At 73.4% G+C, this 23,541-nt stretch carries 21 protein-coding genes and 1 pseudogene; 13 read left to right on the top strand and 9 right to left on the bottom strand.

Features of this window, described 5'->3' with window-relative positions:
- The first annotated feature begins 250 nt into the window (after window positions 1–250).
- Both AQJ58_RS23805 and AQJ58_RS23800 read left to right on the top strand, forming a co-directional pair.
- Window positions 251–1,276: an alcohol dehydrogenase catalytic domain-containing protein gene (locus AQJ58_RS23805; protein ID WP_067253181.1), complete on the top strand. Its 1,026-nt coding sequence runs from the start codon at window positions 251–253 to the stop codon at window positions 1,274–1,276.
- A gap of 10 nt (window positions 1,277–1,286) precedes the next feature.
- The gene (locus AQJ58_RS23800) at window positions 1,287–1,883 is read left to right on the top strand and encodes an FAD-dependent oxidoreductase (RefSeq protein ID WP_234360257.1); all 597 of its coding nucleotides are present in this window, start codon (window positions 1,287–1,289) and stop codon (window positions 1,881–1,883) included.
- A gap of 208 nt (window positions 1,884–2,091) precedes the next feature.
- Here the strand turns inward: AQJ58_RS23800 and AQJ58_RS23795 are convergent, their stop codons facing one another.
- Window positions 2,092–2,469, bottom strand: a complete 378-nt coding sequence (locus AQJ58_RS23795) for a nuclear transport factor 2 family protein (protein WP_067253178.1) — start codon at window positions 2,467–2,469, stop codon at window positions 2,092–2,094.
- 232 nt (window positions 2,470–2,701) lie between these two features.
- On the opposite strand from AQJ58_RS23795, the gene AQJ58_RS23790 reads away from it, so the two are divergent.
- Window positions 2,702–3,667 carry a D-alanyl-D-alanine carboxypeptidase family protein gene (locus AQJ58_RS23790; protein WP_067253176.1) on the top strand — a complete coding sequence of 322 codons (966 nt, stop codon included), beginning with the start codon at window positions 2,702–2,704 and terminating at the stop codon, window positions 3,665–3,667.
- Between the two features lie 81 nt (window positions 3,668–3,748).
- Here the strand turns inward: AQJ58_RS23790 and AQJ58_RS23785 are convergent, their stop codons facing one another.
- The gene (locus tag AQJ58_RS23785; RefSeq protein ID WP_067253485.1) at window positions 3,749–5,056 is read right to left on the bottom strand and encodes a hypothetical protein; all 1,308 of its coding nucleotides are present in this window, start codon (window positions 5,054–5,056) and stop codon (window positions 3,749–3,751) included.
- 281 nt (window positions 5,057–5,337) lie between these two features.
- On the opposite strand from AQJ58_RS23785, the gene AQJ58_RS23780 reads away from it, so the two are divergent.
- Entirely contained in the window at window positions 5,338–6,567 is a 1,230-nt protein-coding gene (locus AQJ58_RS23780; protein ID WP_067253174.1) for a molybdopterin-dependent oxidoreductase, read from the top strand.
- Window positions 6,568–6,868: 301 nt separating this feature from the next.
- Here AQJ58_RS23780 and AQJ58_RS23775 read toward each other — a convergent pair whose 3' ends face one another.
- From AQJ58_RS23775 to AQJ58_RS23765, 3 genes are read right to left on the bottom strand one after another with little or no spacing between them, the layout of a single operon-like run.
- Window positions 6,869–7,609: a class I SAM-dependent methyltransferase gene (locus AQJ58_RS23775; protein WP_067253172.1), complete on the bottom strand. Its 741-nt coding sequence runs from the start codon at window positions 7,607–7,609 to the stop codon at window positions 6,869–6,871.
- Window positions 7,606–8,229, bottom strand: coding sequence for a TIGR04282 family arsenosugar biosynthesis glycosyltransferase (locus AQJ58_RS23770; RefSeq protein WP_067253170.1), 624 nt, complete (start codon window positions 8,227–8,229; stop codon window positions 7,606–7,608). The genes AQJ58_RS23775 and AQJ58_RS23770 overlap by 4 nt, the downstream gene beginning before the upstream one ends.
- Window positions 8,226–8,930 (bottom strand): glycosyltransferase family 2 protein, encoded by a 705-nt coding sequence (locus tag AQJ58_RS23765; protein ID WP_067253168.1) that lies wholly within the window; start codon window positions 8,928–8,930, stop codon window positions 8,226–8,228. Before AQJ58_RS23765 ends, AQJ58_RS23770 begins: the two co-directional genes overlap by 4 nt.
- A 115-nt stretch (window positions 8,931–9,045) precedes the next feature.
- On the opposite strand from AQJ58_RS23765, the gene AQJ58_RS23760 reads away from it, so the two are divergent.
- The gene (locus AQJ58_RS23760) at window positions 9,046–9,753 is read left to right on the top strand and encodes a response regulator transcription factor (protein ID WP_067253166.1); all 708 of its coding nucleotides are present in this window, start codon (window positions 9,046–9,048) and stop codon (window positions 9,751–9,753) included.
- Window positions 9,754–9,755: 2 nt separating this feature from the next.
- Entirely contained in the window at window positions 9,756–10,868 is a 1,113-nt protein-coding gene (locus tag AQJ58_RS23755) for a sensor histidine kinase (protein WP_067253164.1), read from the top strand.
- 21 nt (window positions 10,869–10,889) lie between these two features.
- Here AQJ58_RS23755 and AQJ58_RS23750 read toward each other — a convergent pair whose 3' ends face one another.
- Entirely contained in the window at window positions 10,890–11,891 is a 1,002-nt protein-coding gene (locus AQJ58_RS23750; protein ID WP_067253162.1) for an NAD-dependent epimerase/dehydratase family protein, read from the bottom strand.
- A gap of 125 nt (window positions 11,892–12,016) precedes the next feature.
- Here AQJ58_RS23750 and AQJ58_RS23745 point away from each other — a divergent pair, with 125 nt between their 5' ends.
- Entirely contained in the window at window positions 12,017–12,745 is a 729-nt protein-coding gene (locus tag AQJ58_RS23745) for a flavodoxin family protein (protein ID WP_067253160.1), read from the top strand.
- Between the two features lie 48 nt (window positions 12,746–12,793).
- On the opposite strand, the gene AQJ58_RS44680 is transcribed toward AQJ58_RS23745, so the two are convergent.
- Window positions 12,794–12,946: a GNAT family N-acetyltransferase gene (locus AQJ58_RS44680; protein WP_234360256.1), complete on the bottom strand. Its 153-nt coding sequence runs from the start codon at window positions 12,944–12,946 to the stop codon at window positions 12,794–12,796.
- Window positions 12,947–13,444: 498 nt separating this feature from the next.
- Between AQJ58_RS44680 and AQJ58_RS23730 the strand changes: the two genes are divergently transcribed.
- The gene (locus AQJ58_RS23730) at window positions 13,445–14,065 is read left to right on the top strand and encodes a 3'-5' exonuclease (protein ID WP_067253157.1); all 621 of its coding nucleotides are present in this window, start codon (window positions 13,445–13,447) and stop codon (window positions 14,063–14,065) included.
- Window positions 14,066–14,248: 183 nt separating this feature from the next.
- On the opposite strand, the gene AQJ58_RS23725 is transcribed toward AQJ58_RS23730, so the two are convergent.
- Entirely contained in the window at window positions 14,249–14,815 is a 567-nt protein-coding gene (locus AQJ58_RS23725) for a class I SAM-dependent methyltransferase (protein ID WP_067253483.1), read from the bottom strand.
- A gap of 132 nt (window positions 14,816–14,947) precedes the next feature.
- On the opposite strand from AQJ58_RS23725, the gene AQJ58_RS23720 reads away from it, so the two are divergent.
- Together AQJ58_RS23720 and AQJ58_RS23715 are read left to right on the top strand one after the other, a co-directional pair.
- Entirely contained in the window at window positions 14,948–16,216 is a 1,269-nt protein-coding gene (locus AQJ58_RS23720; protein ID WP_067253155.1) for a sensor histidine kinase, read from the top strand.
- Window positions 16,213–16,899, top strand: coding sequence for a response regulator (locus AQJ58_RS23715; protein WP_067253153.1), 687 nt, complete (start codon window positions 16,213–16,215; stop codon window positions 16,897–16,899). Before AQJ58_RS23720 ends, AQJ58_RS23715 begins: the two co-directional genes overlap by 4 nt.
- A gap of 38 nt (window positions 16,900–16,937) precedes the next feature.
- On the opposite strand, the gene AQJ58_RS23710 is transcribed toward AQJ58_RS23715, so the two are convergent.
- On the bottom strand, window positions 16,938–20,597 hold the full coding sequence (locus tag AQJ58_RS23710) for a LamG-like jellyroll fold domain-containing protein (RefSeq protein WP_067253151.1): 3,660 nt from the start codon (window positions 20,595–20,597) through the stop codon (window positions 16,938–16,940).
- A 275-nt stretch (window positions 20,598–20,872) separates the two neighbouring features.
- Here AQJ58_RS23710 and AQJ58_RS23705 point away from each other — a divergent pair, with 275 nt between their 5' ends.
- From AQJ58_RS23705 to AQJ58_RS23695, 3 genes and pseudogenes are all read left to right on the top strand, one after another.
- Window positions 20,873–21,895, top strand: a complete 1,023-nt coding sequence (locus AQJ58_RS23705) for a LacI family DNA-binding transcriptional regulator (protein WP_067253150.1) — start codon at window positions 20,873–20,875, stop codon at window positions 21,893–21,895.
- A gap of 170 nt (window positions 21,896–22,065) precedes the next feature.
- Window positions 22,066–23,313, top strand: coding sequence for a sugar ABC transporter substrate-binding protein (locus AQJ58_RS23700; RefSeq protein WP_067253148.1), 1,248 nt, complete (start codon window positions 22,066–22,068; stop codon window positions 23,311–23,313).
- A 24-nt stretch (window positions 23,314–23,337) separates the two neighbouring features.
- Window positions 23,338–23,541 (top strand): annotated as a pseudogene (locus tag AQJ58_RS23695) (sugar ABC transporter permease); the annotation flags it as partial.

Genomic DNA, 23,541 nt, shown 5'->3' with positions numbered 1-23,541 from the left:
CGCACCAGCGGATTCCTGGCCCGAGCGTAGGTTTCGCTCTTCGTGCGAGGAATGCCGTAAGGACGAGCTCGCTCAGATCACCCTCTTGCGCGACGACGGTCTGGATCCGTTCCAGCGGCACCCTCAGCAGTCGGCCCGGGCTCTTCATGACGCCGGCCGCCTGCCACGTGCGCGCAGGACTCGACGCGCGTGAGAGCCCCAGACCTGTTGCCCTGGTATCAGACCCTGCATACGCCCACTGGAGGGACCAATGAACAGCTACCGAGTCGCGCAGGTAACCGCTCCAGGAAGCTCCTTCGAGATCGCCGAGCGCGAGATATCGCCGCCCGGTCCCGGACACGTCAGGATCGCCGTGGAGGCGTGCGGTATCTGCCATAGCGACGCCCATTTCGTCGAGGGTCGGCTACCTGGTGTCTCGTTCCCGGAGGTGCCCGGGCACGAGATCGCCGGGCGGATCGAGGAACTGGGCGACGGGGTGGGCGAGCGGGGGTGGCAGATAGGCGACCGAGTGGCGGTCGGCTGGTTCGGCGGTAGCTGCGGCTCCTGCATTCGCTGCCGTCAAGGCGACTTCGTCGTCTGCGAGAACCTGAAAGTCCCCGGCTGGGCCTACGACGGAGGCTTTGGCGAGAAGATGATCGCGCCCGCCGACGCGCTCGCCGAAATCCCTGACGATCTCGCGGCAACCGACGCGGGGCCCATGGCGTGTGCCGGTGTGACCACGTTCAACGGATTGCGCCGCAGCCCCGCTGAGCCCGGAGACCTCGTCGCGGTCCTCGGCCTGGGCGGCCTCGGTCACCTCGGCGTCCAGTACGCGGTCGCCATGGGTTTCGAGACCGTGGGGATCGCCCGCGGCGCAGAGAAGGCGGAGTTCGCCAAGCGGCTCGGCGCCCACCACTACATCGACAGCACTTCGGGCGTCCCGGTCGCGGAGGCGCTGAAGGCCCTCGGTGGTGCGAGGACCGTTCTGGCCACTGCCGGAAACTCCCAGGCCATCAGTGCGACCGTGGAAGGCCTCACACCGCGAGGTGAGTTGGTGATCATCGGAGCGGATCCCTCGCCCATGGGCATTGCGCCCGCCCAACTGCTTCTCAGCGGCCGTGTCGTCCGCGGCCATCCATCCGGCACTTCGCAGGACGTGGAAGACACCATGGCGTTCAGCGTTCTGCACGGCATCCGGCCAATGACCGAGACCGTACCGCTGGACCACGCCGATGAGGCTTACCAGAAGATGCTCTCCGGAGCCGCCCGCTTCCGGATGGTGCTCACACCTCACTGACGCCGAACCGGTGCCCTGTCGGGGGAACGGGTGCTGTTGCACGCTCGCCGACTGCGCGGCGCTGCGCGAGGAGCTGACGCGCGCTCGCAGCCTTCTGGTCGTCGGAGCGGGGCTGCTGGGCATGGAGATCGCCTCGACGTGCCGCAGCCTCGGCCCGCAGGTCACGGTGGTGGACCGGGACCTGCCGCTGCGCCGGGTGCTCGGGCCGGTGCTCGCCCGGGTGATCACGGATGCCGCGCGTGAGCACGGAGTGGTGCTCAGGACGGTGCCCGGCGGCGTCCGGTCGATCGGATCCCGCACGCTGGAGCGCGTCGACGCCGACGGTGACCTTCTCACAGCCGACGTGATCGTGTCGGCGGTCGGGGATGTACCCGCGGTCGACTGGCTCACCGACTCCGGCCTGACCCTCGACGGCGGTGTGGTCACCGACGCCCGCGGCCGCGTCGCGGACGGCATCGTCGCGGCGGGGGATGCGGCGGTCGTCCGCGGGGCTTGCCGCCGCCCGCACTGGGCCAACGCCGTGGAGCAGGCGCGCGTCGCGGCGGCCGCACTGCTGGGTGAACCCCACGATGCCGCCCACTCCGGCAGCTCGCCTCCGCCCCCGTGACCGGTCGTGAGCACGGGGCGGTTCAGAAGACGGTCACCTCGCGACCGTAGGGGCGAACGAGCGCTGCGCGGAGGGGTCGTAGAAGCCGCCGGTCTCGGCCGACCGCTCTCGCAGCGAGCTTTCGTACGAGAGGAAGCGGGGCGGTGCCGCGCCCTCGGAGCCGTAGCAGAGAGCGGCGGCAGGAGGCAGACAGCGACAGAAGGATGACTCAGGAGCCGGACGGTTCGATCTCTCCCGCAAAGACGATGACCTGGTCGATGAGGCTCCGCCGCAGATGGACGACGTCCGTACCCGCCAGGCGGGGACCTCCATCCGGCGTGGTGAAGACCCACCGGTACCGGGCCCACTCGTCGGGCATGTCCACCGCCGAGCAGCGCACCATCGTGCCGGTCCCCGCCGGGTGGCGCCGGATGTCCAGCACGAACCGCTCGACCGCCGCGATTCCTTCGCTGCGACCCAACGGCCCCCAGAAGACTACGTCCGAGGTCAGAGCCTGGGAGAGCAGAGCAGTCACATAGCTGTCGTCCGAGGCGTTGAACGCGGAGATGAACGTGTCGATCGCCGAGCGTGCAATCTCTTCCTGCATGCCCCAGTAATACCAGCCGATCGAGCTCGGTCATGCTGGACCCGGCCTCGACAACCGCGAGCTGCCAAGAGGCCCTTCCGTCATGCCTCCGGATCGGACAACTCGCCCTGTCCAGCTCCTCGTTCGAATCGAACCGCCCCCGCGAACCGATAGCGGACAGCCCGTTAGAGTGCCCACAGTTCGGGGCGGGCAGGCCAAGGGCGCGTCCGCCTGAAGTCGAGAGAGGGCAACCATGCAGGACACGCACGACAATCAGGTCCCGGGGCGCCACAGGAGGCCCAGCCGCCGGAGGTTCCTGCTGCTGGCCACTGCCGGCGCCGGTGCCGCCGGCACGGCCGGGCTCGGCTGGTCGGCCTTCGGTGACGAGACCCCGCCGCCCCGGGTGTACTCCTCCCAGCAGGACATCGACGACCGCCGAAGCGCCGTCGCCGCCGTGCTGGGCGCCGCGGATCCGGCCTCCGTCGCGGCCTGGATCACCGGCACCGGCACCGCCCCGGGTGCCCTCCCCGCGGAGCTGGACGCCCAGGTCAACGCCCTGGCGGACGCCGCCGCAGCCGGCACGGGCACCGACCGGGCGGCGGTCGTCGTCTCCCGGGTGCGGACCGCGGCCACCCAGCGGACCATCTGGGACCGCAAGTACGACTTCCTGCGCACCGGTTCGGGCGGCGCCGGCACCTTCGGCGTCATCACCGACGGGACCCGGGCCGCGTACCCCACCGAGCTGGGCACGGACCCGCAGTGGGACCCCGACAAGGAGTCCCACCGCACGGTCTGGGCGTCCCTGACCCCGGACGAGCGCCAGATCGAGATACTCCGCACCTCGACCGCGCCGGGTGTCTCACGCCACCACCTCGGCTCCGACGCCGACTTCTTCGACACCACACCCCAGAACTGGACGGACGGCGGCCCGCAGGCCGCCCGCTACGCCTGGCTGCGCGCCAACGCCTCCCGCCACGGCTTCCTCCAGACGTACACGGCCGCGTCGGCCCAGGACACCCCGGCGATCAGCCAGGAACGCTGGCACTGGTCGTACGCCCCCGTCGCGGAGGCCGTCCTGGACTTCGTCCGGGCCGACGACGCCCTTGTCGCCGGTGCGCTGGACCGGCTGTGGAGCTACGACCCCGCGCGGTTCACCTACATCCGGGCGAACTGGCGCAACTACATGTTCCACGTCAACGAGCAGGCGTACTTCGGCTGAGCCCGAACACCGGGCCTGTACAAAGCCGTTGAGTGCCGCACCAGCACGGCGTGACGCATCCGGCTGCCTTCCGGGACGGTGTCACCAGCCGGTCCACAGCAGATGGTTGAGCAGGAGCGCCAGCACGGCCTGGGTGGTGAGCCAGGCACGGGGACGGGGGAGGAACGCACAGGAGGGCAGGAGCCACATCGCGAAGGGAAGCCAGATGCGTTCCGTCTCCGCCTTGCTCATGCCGGAGAGATCGGCGACCAGCAGGGAGAGCAGGGCGGCGGCCACGAGGAGCGCCAGGCGGACCCCGTCGCGGTCGGCCGGGTGCCGCCGCAGCAGGACGGTCCCCGAGCGCAGCAGTCCCGCCGCCGTCGCCAGACCCGTGATCAGCACCGTGCAGGCCGGATCGGCCCACACCCAGTACGCGTACGGCCGTACGCCGCCCGCGCCCTGCCGGTACCGGGTGACCAGCAGCCGGTACGCCTCCCACCAGTCGAACCCGGCGAGCGTGAACACCGCCGGGACGACGGCCGCTCCGGCGAACAGCGCCACGAGCAGCACCGGCCGCTCCCGCACACCGCGCCGCCCGAGCCACAGCACCGCCGCGGCGATCGGCGCGAGGAGTGTCAGGCCGTACGAGAGGTAGCAGGTGAGTCCGAACAGGAGTCCCGACGTCCCGGCCGCGACGAGGGACCCCCTGGTGACGGCCAGCGCGAGAAGCGCCACCGTCCACGCCGCCACCGCCGCGAAGTATGCGTCCGCCGACGTGCCCATCCACACCGCCGCCGGTGCCAGCACCAGGAAGGGGGCCGCGCGTCGGGCCAGGCGTTCACCGGCCAGGGCGCGCACGGCGACCAGGACCGCCACGCACGCCGTCGCACCCACGGTGATGCACCAGACCCCGGCCCAGCCGCCGCCGCGCAGTCCGATCCGGTCGAGCAGGACGAAGGTGAGCGTGGCCGCCGGGGGGTGGCCGGCGACATGGGCGGGCCAGTTGTCGGGGGAGTGGAGCAGGATGTGGTGGGTGAAGTCGCGCAGGGCCGCCGGGATGTCGTCGAAGCGGTCGACGACCCGGAGGTACTCGTGGCGGGTGGTGAGGCGTAGGGCGATGCCGCGCCGCCAGCCGTCGATCAGCGCCAGGGAGAACGTCCACGCCAGGGCCGTGCCCCAGGCCGCCGGGAGCAGGGCCCGCCAGGGCAGACGGGCCGCGACGGCCGGCCCGTACGCCACCACGGCGGCCGCGACGATCGCCGCCGCCGGGGTGCCCGGGCCGACGTGCGGTCCCCAGGAGGCCAGCAGCGGAGGCCAGTTGACGAAAAGCGTGTGGCGGGTGCCCTGGACCTGGCGGCCGACCAGCACCGCCGCCGTCACCAGCAGGGCCGCGGCCGAGGCGGCGTACAGGTCGCGGCGCGGGCCTGCGGACCGGCCGGGACGCGGGGCGCGGGGTCCGGCGGGAGACGGATCGCGGGGTCCGGCGGGAGACGGATTGCGGGGTCCGGCGGGAGACGGATTGCGGGTGCCGGCGGCACGCGGGGTGCGGGTGCCGGTGGGACGCGGGGTGCGGTTCACACCGGCACGCTAGGCCGACCGACGGGAGACGGGCCGCTGTCCGGGCCGGACGTCAGCGTTTCGTCACAGGTCGCGGAGCCGTTCCCCGGGGTTGCCGGGCCTACGGTCGGCTCATGCGAGACGATCCCCCGCTCCCTTTCTCCCCCCGTTTCTGGCGCAGTCCCCTGCGTGGCCCCTGGTTCACCTCCGTGCTGGGCCTCGTCCTGCTCGTCGGTGTCACCGTGCTCTTCGTGACGGGCCTGGTCTCCTACGCCGCCTACAACCCGGACCTGTCGCCGGTGAACGACAAGACCCCCGGCAAGGGGATCCTCGGCTTCTACCTCTTCGACTGGCCCACGGGGCCGCCCTGGCTGTACCGGCTCACCCAGGGCGTCCACGTCACCCTCGGCATCACCCTGATCCCGGTCCTGCTGGCCAAGCTGTGGTCCGTCGTGCCGAGGCTGTTCGCGCTGCCGCCGGCCCGCTCGCTCACCCACGCCCTGGAGCGGATCTCGCTGCTGCTGCTGGTCGGCGGGGGTCTCTTCGAGTTCGTAACGGGAGTCCTCAACGTCCAGCTCGACTACGTCTTCCCGGGCTCCTTCTATCCGCTGCACTTCTACGGCGCCTGGGTGTTCTTCGCCGCCTTCGTGGCCCACGCGCTGCTGAAGACGCCCACGGTGCTGCGCAGTCTGCGGCACCCGCAGGAGGAGGAGAACGACCTGGTCTCCCCGGAGCCCGCCGACCCCACGGTCTCCCGGCGGGGCGCCCTGTGGTTCGTCGGGGGCGGCTCGCTGCTGCTGTTCCTGACGACGGTCGGGCAGAGCTTCGACGGGCTGCGCCGCACCGCTCTCCTCGCGCCGCACGGCGGAGCCGATCCCGGCTCCGGCCCGAACGGCTTCCAGATCAACAAGACCGCGGTGTACGCCGGCATCGACCCGGCGGAGACGGCCGAGGACGTCTGGCGGCTCGTCGTCGTCGGACGCGCCGGCACGGTCCGCCTGAGCCGGGCCGAGCTCGCCGGACTCCCGTTGCACAGCTCGGCGCTGCCCATCGCCTGTGTCGAGGGCTGGTCGACGTCCGATCAGTGGTGGCGCGGCGTGCGGCTGCGCGACCTCGCCGCGCTCGTCGGTCACGAGGGCGACCCACCGGACCTGTTCGTCGAGTCCCTCCAGCGGCACGGCGCCTTCCGTCGCGCCGCGCTGAGCGCCGAACAGGTCGCCGACCCGCGCTCCCTGCTTGCCCTGTCCGTCAACGGCGAGGACCTGTCCCCCGACCACGGTCATCCGGCGCGGATCATCGTGCCCGCCGCGCCCGGTGTGCTGAACACCAAATGGGTGGCCCGGCTGACGTTCGGAGACCTGTGATGCGCGCGCCGCGGATCCCCGTCGGAAGTCCCCTGCACCTCCTGCTGCTGGTCTGCTCGTTCGCGTTGGCCGCCTATGCCGGCGTACGACTCCTCGCGGGCGACTGGTTCGGGGTGGCCCTGTGGGTCGTGGGCGCCGCGCTGCTGCACGATCTCGTCCTGCTCCCCCTCTACGCGGCCGCGGACCGGGTGGTAGCCGGACGGCTCGGGGCGCGGACGATGTACGTCCGGGTCCCGGCCGCCCTCTCCGGACTGCTGCTCCTCGTGTGGTTCCCGCTGATCGCCGGCCGGGTGGACCGGCGCTACCGGTCGGCCACCGGGCTGTCGCCGGACGGCTTCCTCGCCCGCTGGCTGCTGATCACCGCCGCCCTCTTCGCCGGTTCGGCGGTGCTGCTGGCGCTGCGGCTGCGCAGGGCGAGGAAGCGGCGCCCCCCGGCCGACCACTGACCCGCCGGCACCCAGCCCCGCGCGCACCGCAGCAGGGCCGGGGTGCCCAGGCGCGCCCAGAGGAAGGGCGCACCCACGGCGGCGCGGGCGTCGGCGAGACGGACGCTCACCCGTTCGTCGACGTCCGCCGGCGCGGTCTCGGCGATCAGCAGCCCGCCCGGCCCGAGCAGGGCGGCCACCCGCGCGAGGAGCGCGGGCGGATCGCCGCCGATGCCCACGTTGCCGTCCATCAGCAGGACCGTGTCCCACCGGCCCTCTCCCGGCAGGGGATCGAAGACGGAGCGGCGCAGCGCCGGGCCGCCCAGACGGACGGTGCGCTCGACGGCGGCCCGGCTGACGTCGACGCCGAGGACGGTCCGCCCCCGCGCGGCGAGCTCGGCGACCAGCCGTCCCGGTCCGCAGCCGACGTCCAGCACGGCACCCTCGCACCGGTCCAGTACGTCCAGGTCGACCGCGTCGGCCCGCCCGCACCAGCGTTCGACGTCCAGCGGCAGCAGCCGGCCGTCGGCGCGGCGCAGGAACAGCGGGCCGCGCCCGGCGTGCAGAGCGGCGTCGTAGGCGTCGGCGGCGGACCACGGGGGGACGGTGGTGCTCATCGGCGGCCCGCGGCGGCCGGCGCCAGGCGGGCCAGCCGCCGCGCGAACCGCCCGTGCGGTGCCAGGGCGGCGACCGCGTGGGCGTCGGCGGCGGTGTCGACGTCCCGCAGGCGCGGCAGATCGCGCACCCGCAGTCCGGCCGCGACGAGCCGCTGCCGCTGCACGGCCCCGGTCACCGGCGTCGACATGGGCACACCGCGCAGCAGGGCGGGATCGGGCTCCGCGAGCCCCAGCGCCCAGAAGCCGCCGTCCTCGGCCGGCCCGAAGCGGGCGTCACAGTCCGCGAAGTCCACCGTGAGCAGTTCCTCGGTCACCTGCGGGGTGTCCATGCCGATGAGCAGCGCCGGGCCCGCGCACCGCGCGAACGCCTCCGCGAGCCGCTCGTCGAGACCGCCCGTGCCCTGCGGGACGACGTCGAAGCCGGACGGCAGCCAGGGACCGGGGGCGCCGTCGAGCACCAGGACCCGTCGCGACGCGGGCGCCGCGGCCACGGCGCACAGGGTGTCGGCCAGCGCAGCCTCGGCCAGCTGTGCCGCTTCCTCGGGTGTGAACGGCGGGGTCAGCCGTGTCTTCACCCGCCCGGGCCGGGGTTCCTTGGCGATGACGAGCAGGGTGGTCACCGTGCGGCCCCCTCACCGACGGGTGCCTCCTGAAGCACGCGGCTCATGTCCCGTACGGCCTGCCAGGTGCCCCGCCAGGTGCCCGTCACCTTCGAGGCACCGGTGCGGGGCAGATACGGCACATCGCGCTCGCTGATCCGCCAGCCCGCGTCGGAGGCGCGCACCACCATCTGGAGCGGGTAGCCGCTGCGCCGGTCGGTCAGGCCGAGCGCGAGCAGCGGCTCCCGACGGGCCGCCCGCAGCGGACCGAGGTCGTGCAGCCGCAGACCGGTGCGGCGGCGCAGCAGATGAGCCAGCGCCAGATTGCCCGCACGGGCGTGCGCGGGCCAGGCGCCACGGCCGCGCGGCCGGCGCCGCCCGAGCACCAGGTCGGCGTCGCCCGCGTGGATCGCCCGGACGAAGGGCACGAGCAGCCCGGGATCGAGGGAGGCGTCGCAGTCGCAGAAGCACACGATGTCGGCCCGGGCGGCGCCGAGTCCGGCGTGGCAGGCGGCGCCGAAGCCGCGTCGCGGCTCGTGCACGACGGTTGCGCCGAGCGCCCGGGCGATCTCCGCGGAGCCGTCGGTGGAGCCGTTGTCGACCACGACGGCCCGCCAGCCGGCCGGGATCCGGGCGAGCACCCAGGGCAGTGCCCGGGCCTCGTCGAGGCAGGGCAGCACGACGTCGACGTGAGGAGGTGGGGAAAGGGTCACGGCTTTCACCCTACGAACACGAATGCCGCACAACGGTCTTCGGCACCTTACGAAACGCGGACGGCGCGGCCCGCACGGGACCTCCCGCCCCCGCCCGGCGCGGGGCCGGTGGGAGGCTGGAGGCATGCAGCAGCCAGACACCACCGCACGCTCCGCCCGGGTCCTGGTCGTCGACGACGACCCGACGGTCGCGGAGATCGTCGCCGGCTACCTGGACCGGGCCGGATACGTCGTCGACCGGGCCGACGACGGCCCGACCGCCCTCACCGCGGCCGCCGCGCACCGGCCCGACCTCGTGGTCCTCGACCTGATGCTGCCCGGCATGGACGGCCTGGAGGTGTGCCGCAGGATGCGCGGCCACGGGCCCGTCGCGGTCATCATGCTCACGGCGCGAGGCGACGAGGAGGACCGCATCCTCGGCCTGGAGGTCGGCGCCGACGACTACGTCACCAAGCCGTTCAGCCCCCGGGAACTGGTCCTGCGGGTCGAGTCCGTCCTGCGCCGCTCCCGTCCCGACGCGGGCACCCGTCCCCTCCGCGCGGCCGGCCTCGCCGTCGATCCCGCGGGCCGCCGCGCCACCCGGGACGGCACCGCGCTCGCGCTCACGCTCCGCGAGTTCGATCTGCTCTCGTTCTTCCTGCGCCACCCCGGTCGGGCCTTCAGCCGGGAGGACCTGATGCGGGAGGTGTGGGGCTGGGACTTCGGCGACCTGTCCACCGTCACGGTCCACGTCCGCCGGCTGCGGGGCAAGATCGAGGACGACCCGGCCCGGCCCCGCCTGATCCAGACCGTGTGGGGCGTGGGCTACCGCTTCGCGGCGGGCGGTGAGTGACCGTGCGGGACACCGTCGTGATCGCTCTCTACGCCTTCGCGGGGGCCGCCGCCACCGGCCTCGCCGGAGCCGCCGTACTGCGGCCGATCCGCCGCCGCTCGCTGACCGCCTCGCTCGCCGTGGTCGCGGCGGTCGGGGTCGTCGCGATGCTGGCGGGCACGCTCGCCGTCGCCTGGGCGATGTTCCTCTCCCCGCACGACCTGACCGTGGTGACCACGGTCGTCGCCATGGCCGCCGTGGTCTCCCTGGCCACCGCGCTGCTGCTCGGACGCTGGGTCGTCGCCCGCAGCCGCGAACTCGCCGTGGCGGCCCGCTCGTTCGGCGACGGCGGGGACTTCTCCGCGCCTGCCGGCCCGACGACCGCCGAACTGGACGGTCTCAGCCGCGAGTTGGCGGCCACCAGCGCGCGGCTCGCCGAATCCCGGGAGCGGGAACGCGCCCTGGAGACCTCCCGGCGTGAACTCGTCGCCTGGATCTCGCACGACCTGCGCACCCCGCTGGCCGGTCTGCGCGCCATGTCGGAGGCCCTGGAGGACGGTGTCGCCGTCGATCCCGACCGCTACCTCAAGCAGATGCGCACCGAGGTCGAACGCCTCGACGGCATGGTCGGCGACCTCTTCGAGCTCTCCCGGATCCACGCCGGCACCCTGCCGCTCACACCCACCCGTATGTCGTCGTACGACCTCGTCGGCGACGCGCTCGCGGGAGCGGACCCCCTCGCCCGGGAGCACGGCGTACGGCTGGTCGGGGGCCGCATCGAGCCGGTGCCGGTGGAGGTGGACGGCAAGGAGATGAGCCGGGTGCTGGGCAACCTGCTGGTCAACGCGATCCGCCGGACCCCGGCCGACGGCACGGTCGCGGTCGCCGCGGAGCGTTCCCCGGGCGGCGTGGTGCTGTCCGTGACGGACGGCTGCGGCGGCATCCCCGAGGCGGACCTGGCCCGCGTCTTCGACACCGGCTGGCGCGGCACGCACGCGCGGACGCCCCCGGCCGGGGCGGGCCTCGGCCTCGCCATCGTCCGGGGGATCGTGGAGGCGCACCAGGGCCGGGCCACGGTCCGCAACATCCCCGGCGGCTGCCGCTTCGAGGTGGTGCTGCCCGCCGCAGCTCCATGAACGCGGGCAGCACCACCGGCCCTACGCCCCCCGCATCCCGGCCCGCGCGAACTCCGCCATGCCGTCCTCGAACCCGACCTCCGGCTTCCATCCCAGCTCGGCCCGCAGCCGTGAGGAGTCCGCGGTGATGTGCCGTACGTCCCCGAGCCGGTACTCACCGGTGACGACCGGGTCGGGCCCGCCGCACGCGGCGGCCAGTGCCCGGGCCATCTCCCCGACGGTGTGCGGCTCGCCGCTGCCGGTGTTGTACGCGGTCAGCGCCCCCGGCGCGGACCCCGCCTCCAGCGCGACGGCGTTGGCCGCCGCGACGTCCCGCACATGGACGAAGTCGCGCCGCTGCCGCCCGTCCTCGAAGACCCGGGGAGCCTCGCCCCGCGCGAGAGCGGAGCGGAAGAAGGAGGCCACACCGGCGTACGGGGTGTCGCGGGGCATCCGGGGCCCGTACACGTTGTGGTAGCGCAGCGACACCGCCGACCCGCCCGTCGACCGGGCCCAGGCGGCGGCCAGGTGCTCCTGGGCGAGCTTGGTCGCGGCGTACACGTTGCGCGGATCGGCCGGGGCGGCCTCGCCGACCAGGCCGGGAAAGAGGTCGTCCCCGCACAGCGGGCAGGTCGGCTCGAACCGGGCGGCGTCGAGGTCGGCGACGGCCCGCGGTCCGGGGCGGACGAGCCCGTGCCTGCGGCACTCGTACCGTCCCTCGCCGTACACCACCATCGACCCCGCCAGGACGAGGTGGCCCACGCCGGCCCCGGCCATGGCGGCGAGCAGTACGGCCGTGCCCAGGTCGTTGCGCGAGACGTACTCCGCGGCGTCGGCGACCCCGTCCCCGAGCCCGACCATCGCCGCCTGGTGGCACACCGCGTCGACCCCGGCCAGGGCCCGGGCCACGGCGGCGGGGGCGCGGACGTCGGCGGCCGGATCCTCCCGGACGTCGAACACGACCGGTTCGTGTCCCCGCTCCCGCAGCGCGTCGACGACATGGGACCCGATGAACCCGGCACCGCCGGTGACCAGTACTCGCATACGGCCACGCTAGGACCGCCCGCCCGCGGCGGGGCGTGACCCGCCGGGCACGTCACCACTCCGTAAGACGTGCGGCGGCGCGTCGAACCGGGACACAACGGGCACGGCGCGAGACCCTGCCCGCTATGGACGCATCCCCTTCCACGCCCTCGTACCGGTACGACGACCTGACCGCCCTCTACGTCAACTGCACCCTCAAACCGTCCCCGCAGCGCAGCCACACCCAGGGCCTGATCGACAGGAGCCGGGCGGTCATGGACGCCGCCGGCGTGACCACGGACCTGGTACGCGCCGTGGACCACGACATCGCCACGGGCGTCTACCCGGACATGACCGAACACGGCGCCTCCACCGACGTCTGGCCGGCGCTGTACGAGAAGGTGATGGCCGCCGACATCCTCGTCCTCTGCGGCCCGATCTGGCTGGGCGACAACAGCTCGGTCACCAAGCGGGTCATCGAGCGCCTCTACGCCTGCTCCTCCCTGCTCAACTCCCAGGGGCAGTACGCCTACTACGGCCGGGTCGGCGGATGCCTGATCACGGGCAACGAGGACGGTGTGAAGCACTGCGCGATGAACGTCCTCTACAGCTTGCAGCACCTCGGCTACACGATCCCGCCGCAGGCGGACGCCGGCTGGATCGGCGCGGCCGGCCCCGGCCCGTCGTACCTCGACCCGGGCTCGGGCGGCCCCGAGAACGACTTCACCAACCGCAACACCTCCTTCATGACCTGGAACCTCATGCACCTCGCCGCCCTGCTGAAACGCTCCGGGGGCGTTCCCGCCCACGGCAACCAGCGCTCGGCGTGGGACGCGGGCTGCCGTCCGGGCGCGGACAACCCCGAACACCGCTGACCCGCCGCGCGGTCTGGCCGGTTCGGCTCAACGCCCGTCGCATGAGCGTCAGACGGGCAGGCAGCTGACGTGGTGACCGGCCTCGCGCGCGTCGGTGACCAGCGCGCCCAGCAGCGCCGACCCGATCCCGATCCCCTGTCGGCCCTCGCGGACGGAGACCGAGTCCTCGACGGTGTCCCGGTAGCGTCGAGCTCCCGCCACGGCCCGTGGACCGCGTAACCGGCGACCTCGCCGCCCACCTCGGCCGCGAACGCCGAGCCGCGCTCCAGACGGGCCGCCAGCCAGGTGGTCCCCTGGGGGCGCCCTCTCCACGGTCGCCGCCGACCGCCACGTCCCCGCCTCCGTGATCGGCCTCGTCCCGATCGCCACGCGCGCCGGCTGCATGACTGGTTTCTCCCTCCGGGTCCCGCTTGCCAACCGCCTCGCCCCCCACCGCCCGGTGCCCGCTCACCTCACCACGCCGGCCGCCGCCCCATCGCCGCGACCGCCTGAGGACCGGCCGTGCCGCTGACCGCCCACCTGGTCATCGGCGCGGCCGCCGGCGTCGCCGCCCCCTGCCGCCGCGCGCCGGGGCGGTCGCCGCCGTCGCTGCCGGCATCTCGGCGGGCATCCTCAGCCTCACCGGACTGCTTCGGCCTCGTCGTCCTCCCGCCGGAAATACGGATGCCGGGCGGACCGGCCCCCTCGTAGCCTCGTCCCATGCGCGACGACCGCCCGAGCCTCCTGAACGTCATCGACGTCGAAGCCACCTGCTGGGACGGGCAACCCCCGCCGGGCGCGGTGAACGAGATCATCGAGATCGGCCTCACGGTCGTCGACCTCAGGGCCCGGCGCCGCCTGTCCCGGCACGGCATCATGGTCCGTCCCACCCGGTCGACCGTCAGCCCCTTCTGCACCGAACTGACCGGCCTGACGCAGGCGGACGCGGCACGCGGCACGACCTTCGCCGAGGCGTGCCGGCTCCTGGTCGAGGAGTACGCGGCGGCGGAGCGGCCCTGGGCGAGCTGGGGCGACTACGACCGCCGCCAGTTCGCCCGGCAGAGCCTGGCCGACGGGGTGCCCTACCCGTTCGGATATCCCGTCGAGCGCGGCCACACCAACGCCAAGGCGGTCTTCACCACCGCCCACGGCCTGGGCAGGAAACCCGGCATGAGCCAGGCCCTGAAGATCGCCGGTCTGCCCCTCGAAGGGCGCCATCACCGGGGCGAGGACGACGCCTGGAACATCGCGGCCCTCGTCCTGGACCTCCTGGACCGCGGGGCCTGGCCGGTCCCGGGAGCGGACCGCGGGCCGCGGACCACAGGGACGGCTGACGGCTGACCCGGCCGGGCCCGGCCGAACGGACCGCCGGGCAGCACGGCGGCCGCTGCCGGCGGGCCGGCGGGTGACGCCGACCTGAGGTCGGGCGGTCCGATGGACGCGGCGATGCCCGGTACCGGTGGACCGGTGGACCGGTGACCGCAGACCTCCTGCCTGGGTGCGCCGGGCCGTCGGGCGCCGCCGTCACCCGCGCCGGGTGGCCCGGTGGACGAAGGCGGGCGGGAGGTTCGCCCACACGGCCTTCGAGCGCTCCAGCCGGTCGAAGCGGCGGGCGAGTTCGGCGGTGAAGTGACGGGCCGGCGGGGTCCAGGCCGCGTGCAGATAGGCGAAGGTGGTGAACCGGCCGCCGGGCGCGAGGACTTCGGTCACGGCGTCCAGGATGTGCCCGCGCCGGTCCTGCGGCATGACCGTCCACGGCAGTCCGGAGACCACGGCGTCGACCGGTCCGCCCACCGCGGCGGCCAGATCGGCGGCCGAACCCTGGACCACGGTCAGCCGGCCGTCGCGCCGGGTGGCCGACAGCCGGGCCGCGAGCACCGGGTTGAGCTCCACCGCGACGAGCCGTGCGCCGGGTGCGAGCCGGGCGAGGATCGCGTCGGTGAACACGCCGGTCCCCGGGCCGAGTTCGGCGACGAGCCGGGCCCCCTCCAGGCCGACCCCCTCGGTCATCGCGTACGCCAGTCGCCGTGAACTGGCCGCCACGGCACCGGTCATGAGGGGCCGTCTGAGGAACTCGGTGGTGATCGACATGGCGGCCATGGTGGAAGCGCCCCGGGTGGCCGCACGTCGTATCCCCGGCCGCCGTGCGTACGACTGCGGGAGGACGCGGTGACGCCCGCCGGGACGATGCCGGCGAGCGGGTCCCGGCCGTAACGTGAGGCGGTGCAACGGCTGCTCGAGACCCTGCCCCGCCTGCGGCGCGCCCATCCGTGGCTGACGGACGTCCTGCTGCTCGTGCTGGTGGCCGTCCCCCCGGTGATCCGCCCGGAGCCGGACTGGCGGCCCGTCCCGGTCCAGGCGGGCGTCTACGCCGCCCTGGTGCTGCCCCTGCTGTGGCGCAGGCGCCGGCCGCTCCTCGTCGCGGCCCTGGTGACGGCCGCCTTCTGGGCGCAGTACCTCGGACAGGTGTGGGGACAGGAACCGGGACGCGGTGCCGTCGCCCTGGCCGCGGTCCTGGCCACCCTCACCGTGCGTGGCCTGCGCAGGGCCGCCGCGGCGACGGCGCTCTGTGCCGCGGGCTGCGTCCTGCTGTGGGTTCCCGCCTGGCAGCGGGACTTCGGGGGTCCCGGCGCCCGCGGCGCCTGGCTCACCCCGCTCGCCGTGGTGCTCCTGCTGGCCGGAGCCTGGGTGTTCGGCGAGTACGTCCGTGCCCGCCGCGCCTATGTCGCCGAGTTCGAGCGCCGCGCCGCCCTCGCCGAGTCGGAGCGCCTCGCCCTCGCCCGGGTCGCCGTGGCCGAGGAGCGGGCCCGCATCGCGCGGGAGATCCACGACGTCCTCGCGCACAGCGTCAGCGTGATGGTGCTCAACGCCGAGGGCGGCAGGCTGATGCGCCACGCCGACCCCACGGTCGTCGACCGCACGCTCGGAGTCATCAGCACGACCGGGCGCGAGGCCCTGGACGAACTGCGCCGGCTGCTTGACGTGCTGCGGACCCCCGAGCCGGCCGCCCCGGCAGGCGGCCCGGGCCCCGGCCCGGATCACGCGGCGGCCGGTGAGTCCCTCGCGGCCGATCTGCGGCGGCTGGTCGCGCGCCTCGACACGGGCGGCACGCGCGCCCGGCTGGACCTTCGGGGCGACAGGGGCGGTCTCCCGGCGGACCTCACCGCGCAGACGTACCGCATCGTGCAGGAGGCGCTCACCAACGTCGTCAAGCACGCGCCACCGGACGCCACGATCCGGGTACGGCTGGACACGGGCACCGAGGGGCCGGGGCGGCTGGTCCGCGTCCGGGTGGAGAACTCGGCCGGAGCGGGAGCCGCCCCGGAGTACCCCGGCCCCCTGCTTCCCGGTGGTCACGGACTCACCGGCATGCGCGAACGCACCGCCCTGTACGGCGGGAGCGTCGACGCCGGGCCCACACCCGAGGGGGGCTACCGGGTCACCGCGACCCTGCGCCCCACCGGTGCTGAGCCCACCGCGGCGACGCCATGACCGGCCCGACCGCCACCCCGTCGGCGGCGCGGGTGCTGATCTGCGACGACCAGGAGCTCATCCGGATGGGACTGCGCATGGTCGTCGACAGCCAGCCCGACCTCACCGTGGTGGGCGAGGCCGCCGACGGGGACGCGGCGATCACGGGCGTGGCCGCACTGCATCCGGACCTCGTCCTGATGGACGTACGCATGCCCGGCCTGGACGGACTCGCCGCGACCGAGCACCTGTGCGCGCGGCCGAACGGACCCCGGATCCTTGTCGTCACGACCTTCGACCTCGACGAGTACGCCTACGCGGCTCTGCGCGCCGGTGCGAACGGCTTCCTCGTCAAGGACGCCCCCGCCGAGGAGATCCTGGTGACCGTCCGGGCGGTGCTGCGGGGCGAGGTCATGGTGGCGCCCTCCCTCACCCGGCGCCTGGTCGACCGCTTCGTCCGGCAGGCCCCGGCGTCCGTGCCCGCCCAGCGCAGCCGCCTGGCCGCGCTCACCGACCGTGAACGGGAAGTCCTCGCGCTGGTCGCGGAGGGACTGACCAACGGCGAGATCGCCGGCCGCCTCTTCGTGGGAGAGACGACCGTCAAGACCCACCTCGGCCGCATCCTGACCAAACTCGGTCTCCGCGACCGTGTCCACGCGGTGATCTTCGCCTACGAGAGCGGGCTGGTACGAGCCGGGGACTGACCGGGGGCCGTCGGGACGCGGCCCCCGGTCAGATCACCTCAGCGCACCTCCTCGGCGTACGGCGCGACCGCGATCCGGTCGATCAGCGGTGCGTACCGGGAGCGCAGGAGCACACCGGGGAACGTGTCCGAGGCGTAGGTGGTGCCGTCGAAGTTCGGCCGTTCCTCGGACCGGAAGGTGATCGTGTTCCGTCCCTCGTCGAGGCGGACCGGGACGGTCAGCTCCCAGAAGTTGTTCCGGTGGAAGGTGTGCGGGAAGCCGACCCGGCGGGGTGCGCCGCCGTTGACGGAGAGGTCGGCGTACCGGGCGAGCGGGTCCGGGTTGTAGTGGGTGGCCGGGGACTGCTCGGGGTTGGAGTAGCGGATCCGCACGGCGTACAGACCGGCCCGGCCGGCCGTGACGGTGAACGTCGCGGTGTTGCCGTTGCCCGGCTCGCCGCCGATGCCGGTGATCGCCGTGCCGTCGGTGGCCAGGGAGAGCGGGGTGAGCGCCGCCGTGCCCGCGAGCGTGGCGTCCTGCGCCTCGTACGTCCGCACCGGGAGGGCGCCCTCGGAGGGGGTGACCGTGAGACGGTCCACGAGGGTGGTGGAGGAACCACCGGTCACCGTCACCTTGTTGACGCCGCCCGAGAGGGAGACCGCCACCGCCTCGCGCCCCTTGGCCAGGCGCAGGACGTCGTGCCCGTTGACGGAGAGCCGCGCACCCGAGCCGCCCAGGGTGGCGACCCTCAGCGTGGCCTCGCGGTCGGCGGGGGAGTAGACCCAGAACGTGGCCGTCCGGCCCCGCGTGAGCCGGGCCGCGCCCGAGCCGGTGGCAGGCGCCGGGGTGTGCTTCGGCAGGGTGTAGACGGGGCGTGCCCCGCCGCCCAGCCAGGCCAGCTCGCCCTCGTACACCTGTGTGCCGGCCGAGGCGTCCGGCAGGGACAGGGTGAGGCGGTCGACGATCGCGTCGCCCTTCGTGGCGCGTCGGCCGTCGAGGCTCCTCGCGGCCAGCGTGAGGGTGTGCCTGCCGCGGGTCAGGTGGACCGCGGTGTCGGCGTGGTCCCACACCACCCACTTGTAGCCGAGCGGCAGGTGCAGCTCCTGCTCGTCGGCCGCGTCGCCGTCGACCCGGAGGAACACGTTGGTGGGCCCCTGGTCCTTCACCCTGTCGAAGGTGTTGAGGGAGTTGGCGAAGACGCTCAGGTCGTAGTCGCCGTCCTCGGGCACGTCCACGGTGAAGTCGAGGGTGACGTCCGAGCCGGTGCGCAGGCCGCCCACGTCGTAGCCGCGGGACGTGTAGAACTTCGACACGTCGCTCGTCGAGCCCTCCGGACCGTTCCTGGAGTAGCCGGACCCGGTGTGCGCGGCGTCCTCCGCCTCGTACGACCCCTGCCAGCGGACGGGCGCGGACCGGGTGCCCCGGGCCTTCCCGGCCGGGCTGAGGACGACCTCGTAGGCCGAGGACTCCTTCAGCCGGGGCAGCGAGCCGTCGCCGAAGTCCAGTGTGACGGTGCCGTCCTGATGCACCGTCACATCGGTCTCCGTCAGCAGCCTGGGGCCGGCGGAGTCGCCGAGCTGGCCGCTCCACTCGATCTCGCGCACCCAGGCGTGCACCCGGTCACCGAAGACGTCCCTCGGCACGCCGGTGAAGGTGAGGTGTCCCTCGCCGGCGGAACCGCCGAACAGCAGCCGGGCCTGCTTCTTCCTCTCGTCCAGCGTGGCCACGCCCTGCATGGTGTAGTTCTCGCCAGGGAACGGCGGGGTCACCGTCACCGTGTGGCCGCTCATCGAGGCGTACGCGTTCAGCAGCCACCACTGGCCGTTGCCGCGGCCCGACTGCACCGCGGAGTCCGACAGGTTGCCGTCGATGTTCCAGTACGCGATGTCGGCGTCGACCTTGGACTCCTCGATCGCCGACACCCACTGGATCATCTGACCCGGGACGGAGGTGTGGTAGTTGAACGCGTACTCGTTGATGTTGACGGGGAGCCGGGTCCCCTCCCGGGCGGTGCCCCGGAACAACTCCTGCTCCCACGCCCGGTACGTGGCGACGCTGCGGCGCACCGCCTCCGGGTGGCTCAGTTCGTGCCAGGTGATCACGTCGGGGAGCGTGCCGGCGGCCAGGGTGTGGGCGAGGAAGCCCTTCACCTGGTCGTACAGGACACTGGTGTTGGGACCGGCGACGCGGGCGTGCGGCATCCTGCCCTTGATGAGCCGCTGGACCTCGTCCCAGGCGGCGAAGAAGTCCCCGGGGTCGGTGAGCCAGCTGACCTTGTCGTAGCTCCACTCGCCGGTGCCGAACATATTGCCCTCGGGCTCGTTGAACGGCACGAAGACGACGTTGTCCCGGTAGCGCTCCGGCAGGCGCAGCACCTGGTCGACCTGCTGGGCGATCTTCTCCTCGTAGCGGGCGAGCTTCTCCGCGGGCGTGGCGCCGGGCCACTCGTACGGGAAACCGCGGTGGATGTCGGTCATGTAGATGTACACGTCACCGTCGGTGGCGTCGGCCAGCGGCTTCACCACCTCCAGCGCATCGGCGCCCGGATGCTGTGGGCCGTCCTGGGCCTTGGTGGAGACCGTGCGCAAGCCCATGCCCTCGATGAGGTTGCCGGTCGGGACGTCCGGACCGTACACGCCGTAGAGGGTCCCGGAGGCGCCGCCGTGGAAGGCGCCGGTGTCCGAGCCGAGGTCGACGGTGAGCGCTCCCTCCCGGACCACCGTGACGGTCGCCCGCACCGGCTGCCCGGCGGCCGACCCGGCCACCGTGAAGGTGCCGGGCCGGTCGTACTTCCCGGCCGCCACGACGTCCCAGTCGACCGGCGTGTCGCGGTCGTAGCCGTCGGAGAAGGAGGCGCGGACCGCGGCCGGCAGGGCGGGGGCGGTCCCGGTCGTCGTACGGACCTCGAACGCCGTCCGCGAGAGCTGCTGGAGGGTCGGCGGCGCGCCGACCGTGCCGGCCACCTGCTCGGCCGTGAGCGCCGAGTGCCAGACCGTGAAGTCGTCGATGGCGCCCTTGAGTAGCGGGTCCTGGTAGAAGGACCTGCCGATGTAGCCGGCCGCCGTGGCCGCGCCGTCCAGCAGGTCCCTGGCCCTGACGCCCGTCGCCGCGGAGGAGACCGCGACGCCGTCGAGATAGGTGGTGACCCTGCGGGCGGCGGTGTCGAGGGTCACGGTGACGGTCCGCCAGCCGTCGGCGGGCAGGGGCGCGTAGCCCGAGACCTGGGCCTCCGCGCCGCCCCCGCCGGTGGTCACGGCGGTGCGCAGCACACTGCCGTTGGAGGGCGTGGTGAAGAGGTACCGGCCGGTGTCGGTGCCCAGGTCGAAGATGCGCTGCCAGGGCGACGCGTCGCCGCTCCATCTCACCCGGGCCGAGACCGTCAGATCGCTCGCGTCGCCGAGCACCTCGCGGGGCAGCCGGACGTACGCGCCGTCGGAGGCCGGCGCGCCGCCGGGCAGGGAGAGCGCCCTGCCGCCGCCCGTGCCCGTGACGGACCGGGCGGTGGAGGGGTTGACCAGCGTCGCCGTGAGTCCGTTGCCGGAGCTGTCGCTGATCCTCCCGGAGGCGAGGTCGTCCTGGTCGAAGGTGTAGTGCGCGGCCGGCGAAGGCGCCTCGGCGGCCCGGGCGGGGACGGCCGGTGCGGCCAGCAGGCCCGCGCCGAGGGCCAGCGCCACGGCGGCCGGGGCCCGGTGCCGGGCCGGTCTGTCAGCGGATGGCATCGATCCACGTCCTCAATCGTCGGGGGCGATCAACGTCGAACCGGTTCGAATGATCGGGGTCGGGGGCGGAGAACGCATCCGGTGGGGGAGGGGTTACGGCCGATCGTGCCCATCGAACCGGTTCGCGAAGCTAGCACCGGGCGGTGCGCCCAGCAATCCTCCGGACGGAAATCGTCCAGGGTGTTGACACGAGGGTGGGCGATTCCTACCTTCACTTCACGCGAACCGGTTCGACAGTCGGTCCGCCAGGTGACCCGGTTCGACGAAGGAGACCCGTGAACATCGGTGAGATCGCCCGCAGGGCCGGTGTCTCGCGGAGCACCGTGTCGTACGCGCTGAGCGGCAAGCGCCCGGTCTCGGACGACACCCGTCTGAAGATCCAGCAGGTCATCGACGAACTGGGCTACCGGCCCAACGCGAGCGCACGAGCCCTGGCCAACGGCCGGACCAGCACCATCGGACTGGTCTTCCCGCCGGCCGGCAACCACTACACCGGGATGCAGCTCGACTTCATCGGCAGTGTCGTGGAGGCGGCGGCGGCCTACGACTACGACGTGCTGCTCTCACCGAGCGGCGTGGACAGCGACCGCTCGTTCCAGCGGCTCCTGGGGGAGCGGCGCGTCGACGGGGCGATCCTGATGGAGATCAGACTGGCGGACGACCGGGTCGACCACCTGGCCGAGCTGGACTTCCCCTCCGTCGCCATCGGCCGTACCGGCCGTCCGGAGGGCGGCTGGTGGGTGAGCCTGGACCACACCGCGCTCGCCGCGGCGTGCGTCCATCACCTGGCGGACCTCGGCCACAGCCGGGTCGCCTTCGTCAACCGTCCCGAGAACCTGCTGCGGGCCGGGTACGAGTCCGCCCACCGCGGGCTCGACGGCTTCACCAAGGCCGCGGCCGAACGCGGGCTCACGGTCCGGACGTACTGCTGCGGGGACGACGCCGCCTCGGGACAGGCCTGCCTGGAGCGGATCCTCCACGACGACCCGGCGACCACCGCCCTCGTCACCCTGAACGAAGCCGCCCTCGGCGGCCTCTACCGAGGTCTCGCGCAAGCGGGCCGCCATGTGCCGCGCGACTTCTCCGTCACCGGCGTCGTCGCCGCCCGCTGGGCGGAGACGGTCACCCCGCGGCTCACCGCGGCCGACGTACCCGCCGAGGAGATGGGGCGCCGCGCCGTCGAACTGCTGGTGGAGCGGATCGGCCACCCCGGCGCCCAGCCCCGGCACCTCCTGCTGACGCCGCCCATCTCCCTGCGGGCCAGCACCGGACCCGCCGCAGCCGTCACCACCCCCTGACGCCACCGCCGTACGTCCCCGTAGCACCCCGCAGGACACGCCGACAGCTCCACGGCGCCGTTCGCCGTGCCCTCCTTCACCCGGCCACCCCGCCACCCCGTGCCCCGGCACCGCACGCCCGACCTCACCCGTGCCCTCGGCACCGCACGCCCGACATCAAAGGAACCTCCATGACCAGCTCCTCCAGACAGCGCCGGCTGACCGCCGCGGCCGTCACCGTCGTCGCCCTCACGGTCACCGCCACCGCCTGCTCCTCCGGGTCGGGCAGCAGCGACACCAAGAGCGCCGGCGGCGGCACGTACACGATCTGGGACCCGTACCCGCAGTTCGACAAGACCTCGGACTGGGCGAAGCTGCTGGACCGGTGCGGCACCGAGGCCGGCGTGAAGGTCAAGCGGACCGCCTTCGACACCAGTGACCTGGGCAACAAGACGCTGCTGGCCGCGCAGCAGGGCAACTCCCCCGACGTCCTCATCGTCGACAACCCGGTGGTCTCGACACTGGCCGAGGCGGGCGTGCTCACCACGACCGACGACACCAAGCTGGACACCGCCGGGGTCGACCCCAACCTGCTCGCGGCCGGCCAGTCCGGCGGCAAGACCTACGGCGTCCCGATCGGCGCGAACACCCTGGCCCTGTACTACAACAAGGACGTACTGAAGAAGGCCGGCGTGGACATCGCCTCGGTCAAGGACTGGAAGACGCTGACGGCGGCGCTGGCCAAGGTCAAGGCGGCCGGCAAGAAGGGCATCACCTTCTCGGCGATCGGCACGGAGGAGGGCAGCTTCCAGTTCCTGCCCTGGTTCTGGGGCTCGGGCGCCCAGCTGACCGAACTCGACTCTCCCCAGGCGGTGTCCGCCCTCGCCCTCTGGAAGGACTGGCTGAAGGCCGGTTACGCCCCCAACTCGGTCATCAACAACACCCAGACCACCAGCTGGCAGGAGTTCGCCGGCGGCGACTACGCGTTCGGCGAGAACGGCACCTGGCAGCTCGCGAACGCCAAGAAGGCGGGCTTCGCCTACGGCGTCCTGCCCATCCCCGCCGCCACCGGCGGCAACGCCGCGGCCCCGACCGGCGGCGAGTTCGTGACCGTCCCGGTCCAGAAGGACACCGGGCGCTACGCCGTCTCCCAGAAGCTGGTGACCTGCCTGACCAGCGGCGACAACCTGCTCAACACCGACAACACGCTGTCCTACGTCGCTCCCACCGGCGCGATCCAGGACAAGCAGGTGGCCGCGAACGCCGACCTGAAGCCCTGGGTCGACGCGGTCAAGGCGGCCAAGGGCCGCACCAGTGACGACCTGGGCACCAAGTACCCCAAGATCTCCGAGCAGATGTGGAAGGCCGTGCAGGCCGCCCTCAGCGGCTCCAAGTCGCCCGAGGACGCGCTGTCCGAGGCGCAGTCCGCCGTCAAGTAACCCGACCACAAGGGCCGTGCGTCGATGAACCACACCACCAAGCTCGCGGACCACCGGTCCGAGGGCGTCCGGAACGGGCCGGCGCCCGCCGCCGGCCCGCCCCGGGCCCGCGTCGGGAAACGCCGCCGGCTCCCCTCCACCCAGTGGGCCGCCTGGGGCTTCCTCGCCCCGGTGACCCTCTACCTCGCCCTCTTCTACGCCTATCCGCTCTACCGCAACCTCGACCTC

Source organism: Streptomyces sp. DSM 15324 (assembly GCF_001514285.1).
Taxonomy (GTDB): domain Bacteria; phylum Actinomycetota; class Actinomycetes; order Streptomycetales; family Streptomycetaceae; genus Streptomyces.
This window is presented reverse-complemented; position numbering and strand designations above follow the sequence as displayed.

What these genes read in the sequence shown, in the direction of transcription:
- AQJ58_RS23745 (WP_067253160.1), top strand. Translation starts at nt 12,017, where the DNA reads ATGGACGCATCCCCTTCCACGCCCTCGTACCGGTACGACGACCTGACC.
- AQJ58_RS23790 (WP_067253176.1), top strand. Translation starts at nt 2,702, where the DNA reads ATGCAGGACACGCACGACAATCAGGTCCCGGGGCGCCACAGGAGGCCC.
- AQJ58_RS23775 (WP_067253172.1), bottom strand. Translation starts at nt 7,609, where the DNA reads ATGAGCACCACCGTCCCCCCGTGGTCCGCCGCCGACGCCTACGACGCC.
- AQJ58_RS23725 (WP_067253483.1), bottom strand. Translation starts at nt 14,815, where the DNA reads ATGTCGATCACCACCGAGTTCCTCAGACGGCCCCTCATGACCGGTGCC.
- AQJ58_RS23805 (WP_067253181.1), top strand. Translation starts at nt 251, where the DNA reads ATGAACAGCTACCGAGTCGCGCAGGTAACCGCTCCAGGAAGCTCCTTC.
- AQJ58_RS23710 (WP_067253151.1), bottom strand. Translation starts at nt 20,597, where the DNA reads ATGCCATCCGCTGACAGACCGGCCCGGCACCGGGCCCCGGCCGCCGTG.
- AQJ58_RS23730 (WP_067253157.1), top strand. Translation starts at nt 13,445, where the DNA reads ATGCGCGACGACCGCCCGAGCCTCCTGAACGTCATCGACGTCGAAGCC.
- AQJ58_RS23700 (WP_067253148.1), top strand. Translation starts at nt 22,066, where the DNA reads ATGACCAGCTCCTCCAGACAGCGCCGGCTGACCGCCGCGGCCGTCACC.
- AQJ58_RS23715 (WP_067253153.1), top strand. Translation starts at nt 16,213, where the DNA reads ATGACCGGCCCGACCGCCACCCCGTCGGCGGCGCGGGTGCTGATCTGC.
- AQJ58_RS23780 (WP_067253174.1), top strand. Translation starts at nt 5,338, where the DNA reads ATGCGAGACGATCCCCCGCTCCCTTTCTCCCCCCGTTTCTGGCGCAGT.
- AQJ58_RS23760 (WP_067253166.1), top strand. Translation starts at nt 9,046, where the DNA reads ATGCAGCAGCCAGACACCACCGCACGCTCCGCCCGGGTCCTGGTCGTC.
- AQJ58_RS23750 (WP_067253162.1), bottom strand. Translation starts at nt 11,891, where the DNA reads ATGCGAGTACTGGTCACCGGCGGTGCCGGGTTCATCGGGTCCCATGTC.
- AQJ58_RS23795 (WP_067253178.1), bottom strand. Translation starts at nt 2,469, where the DNA reads ATGCAGGAAGAGATTGCACGCTCGGCGATCGACACGTTCATCTCCGCG.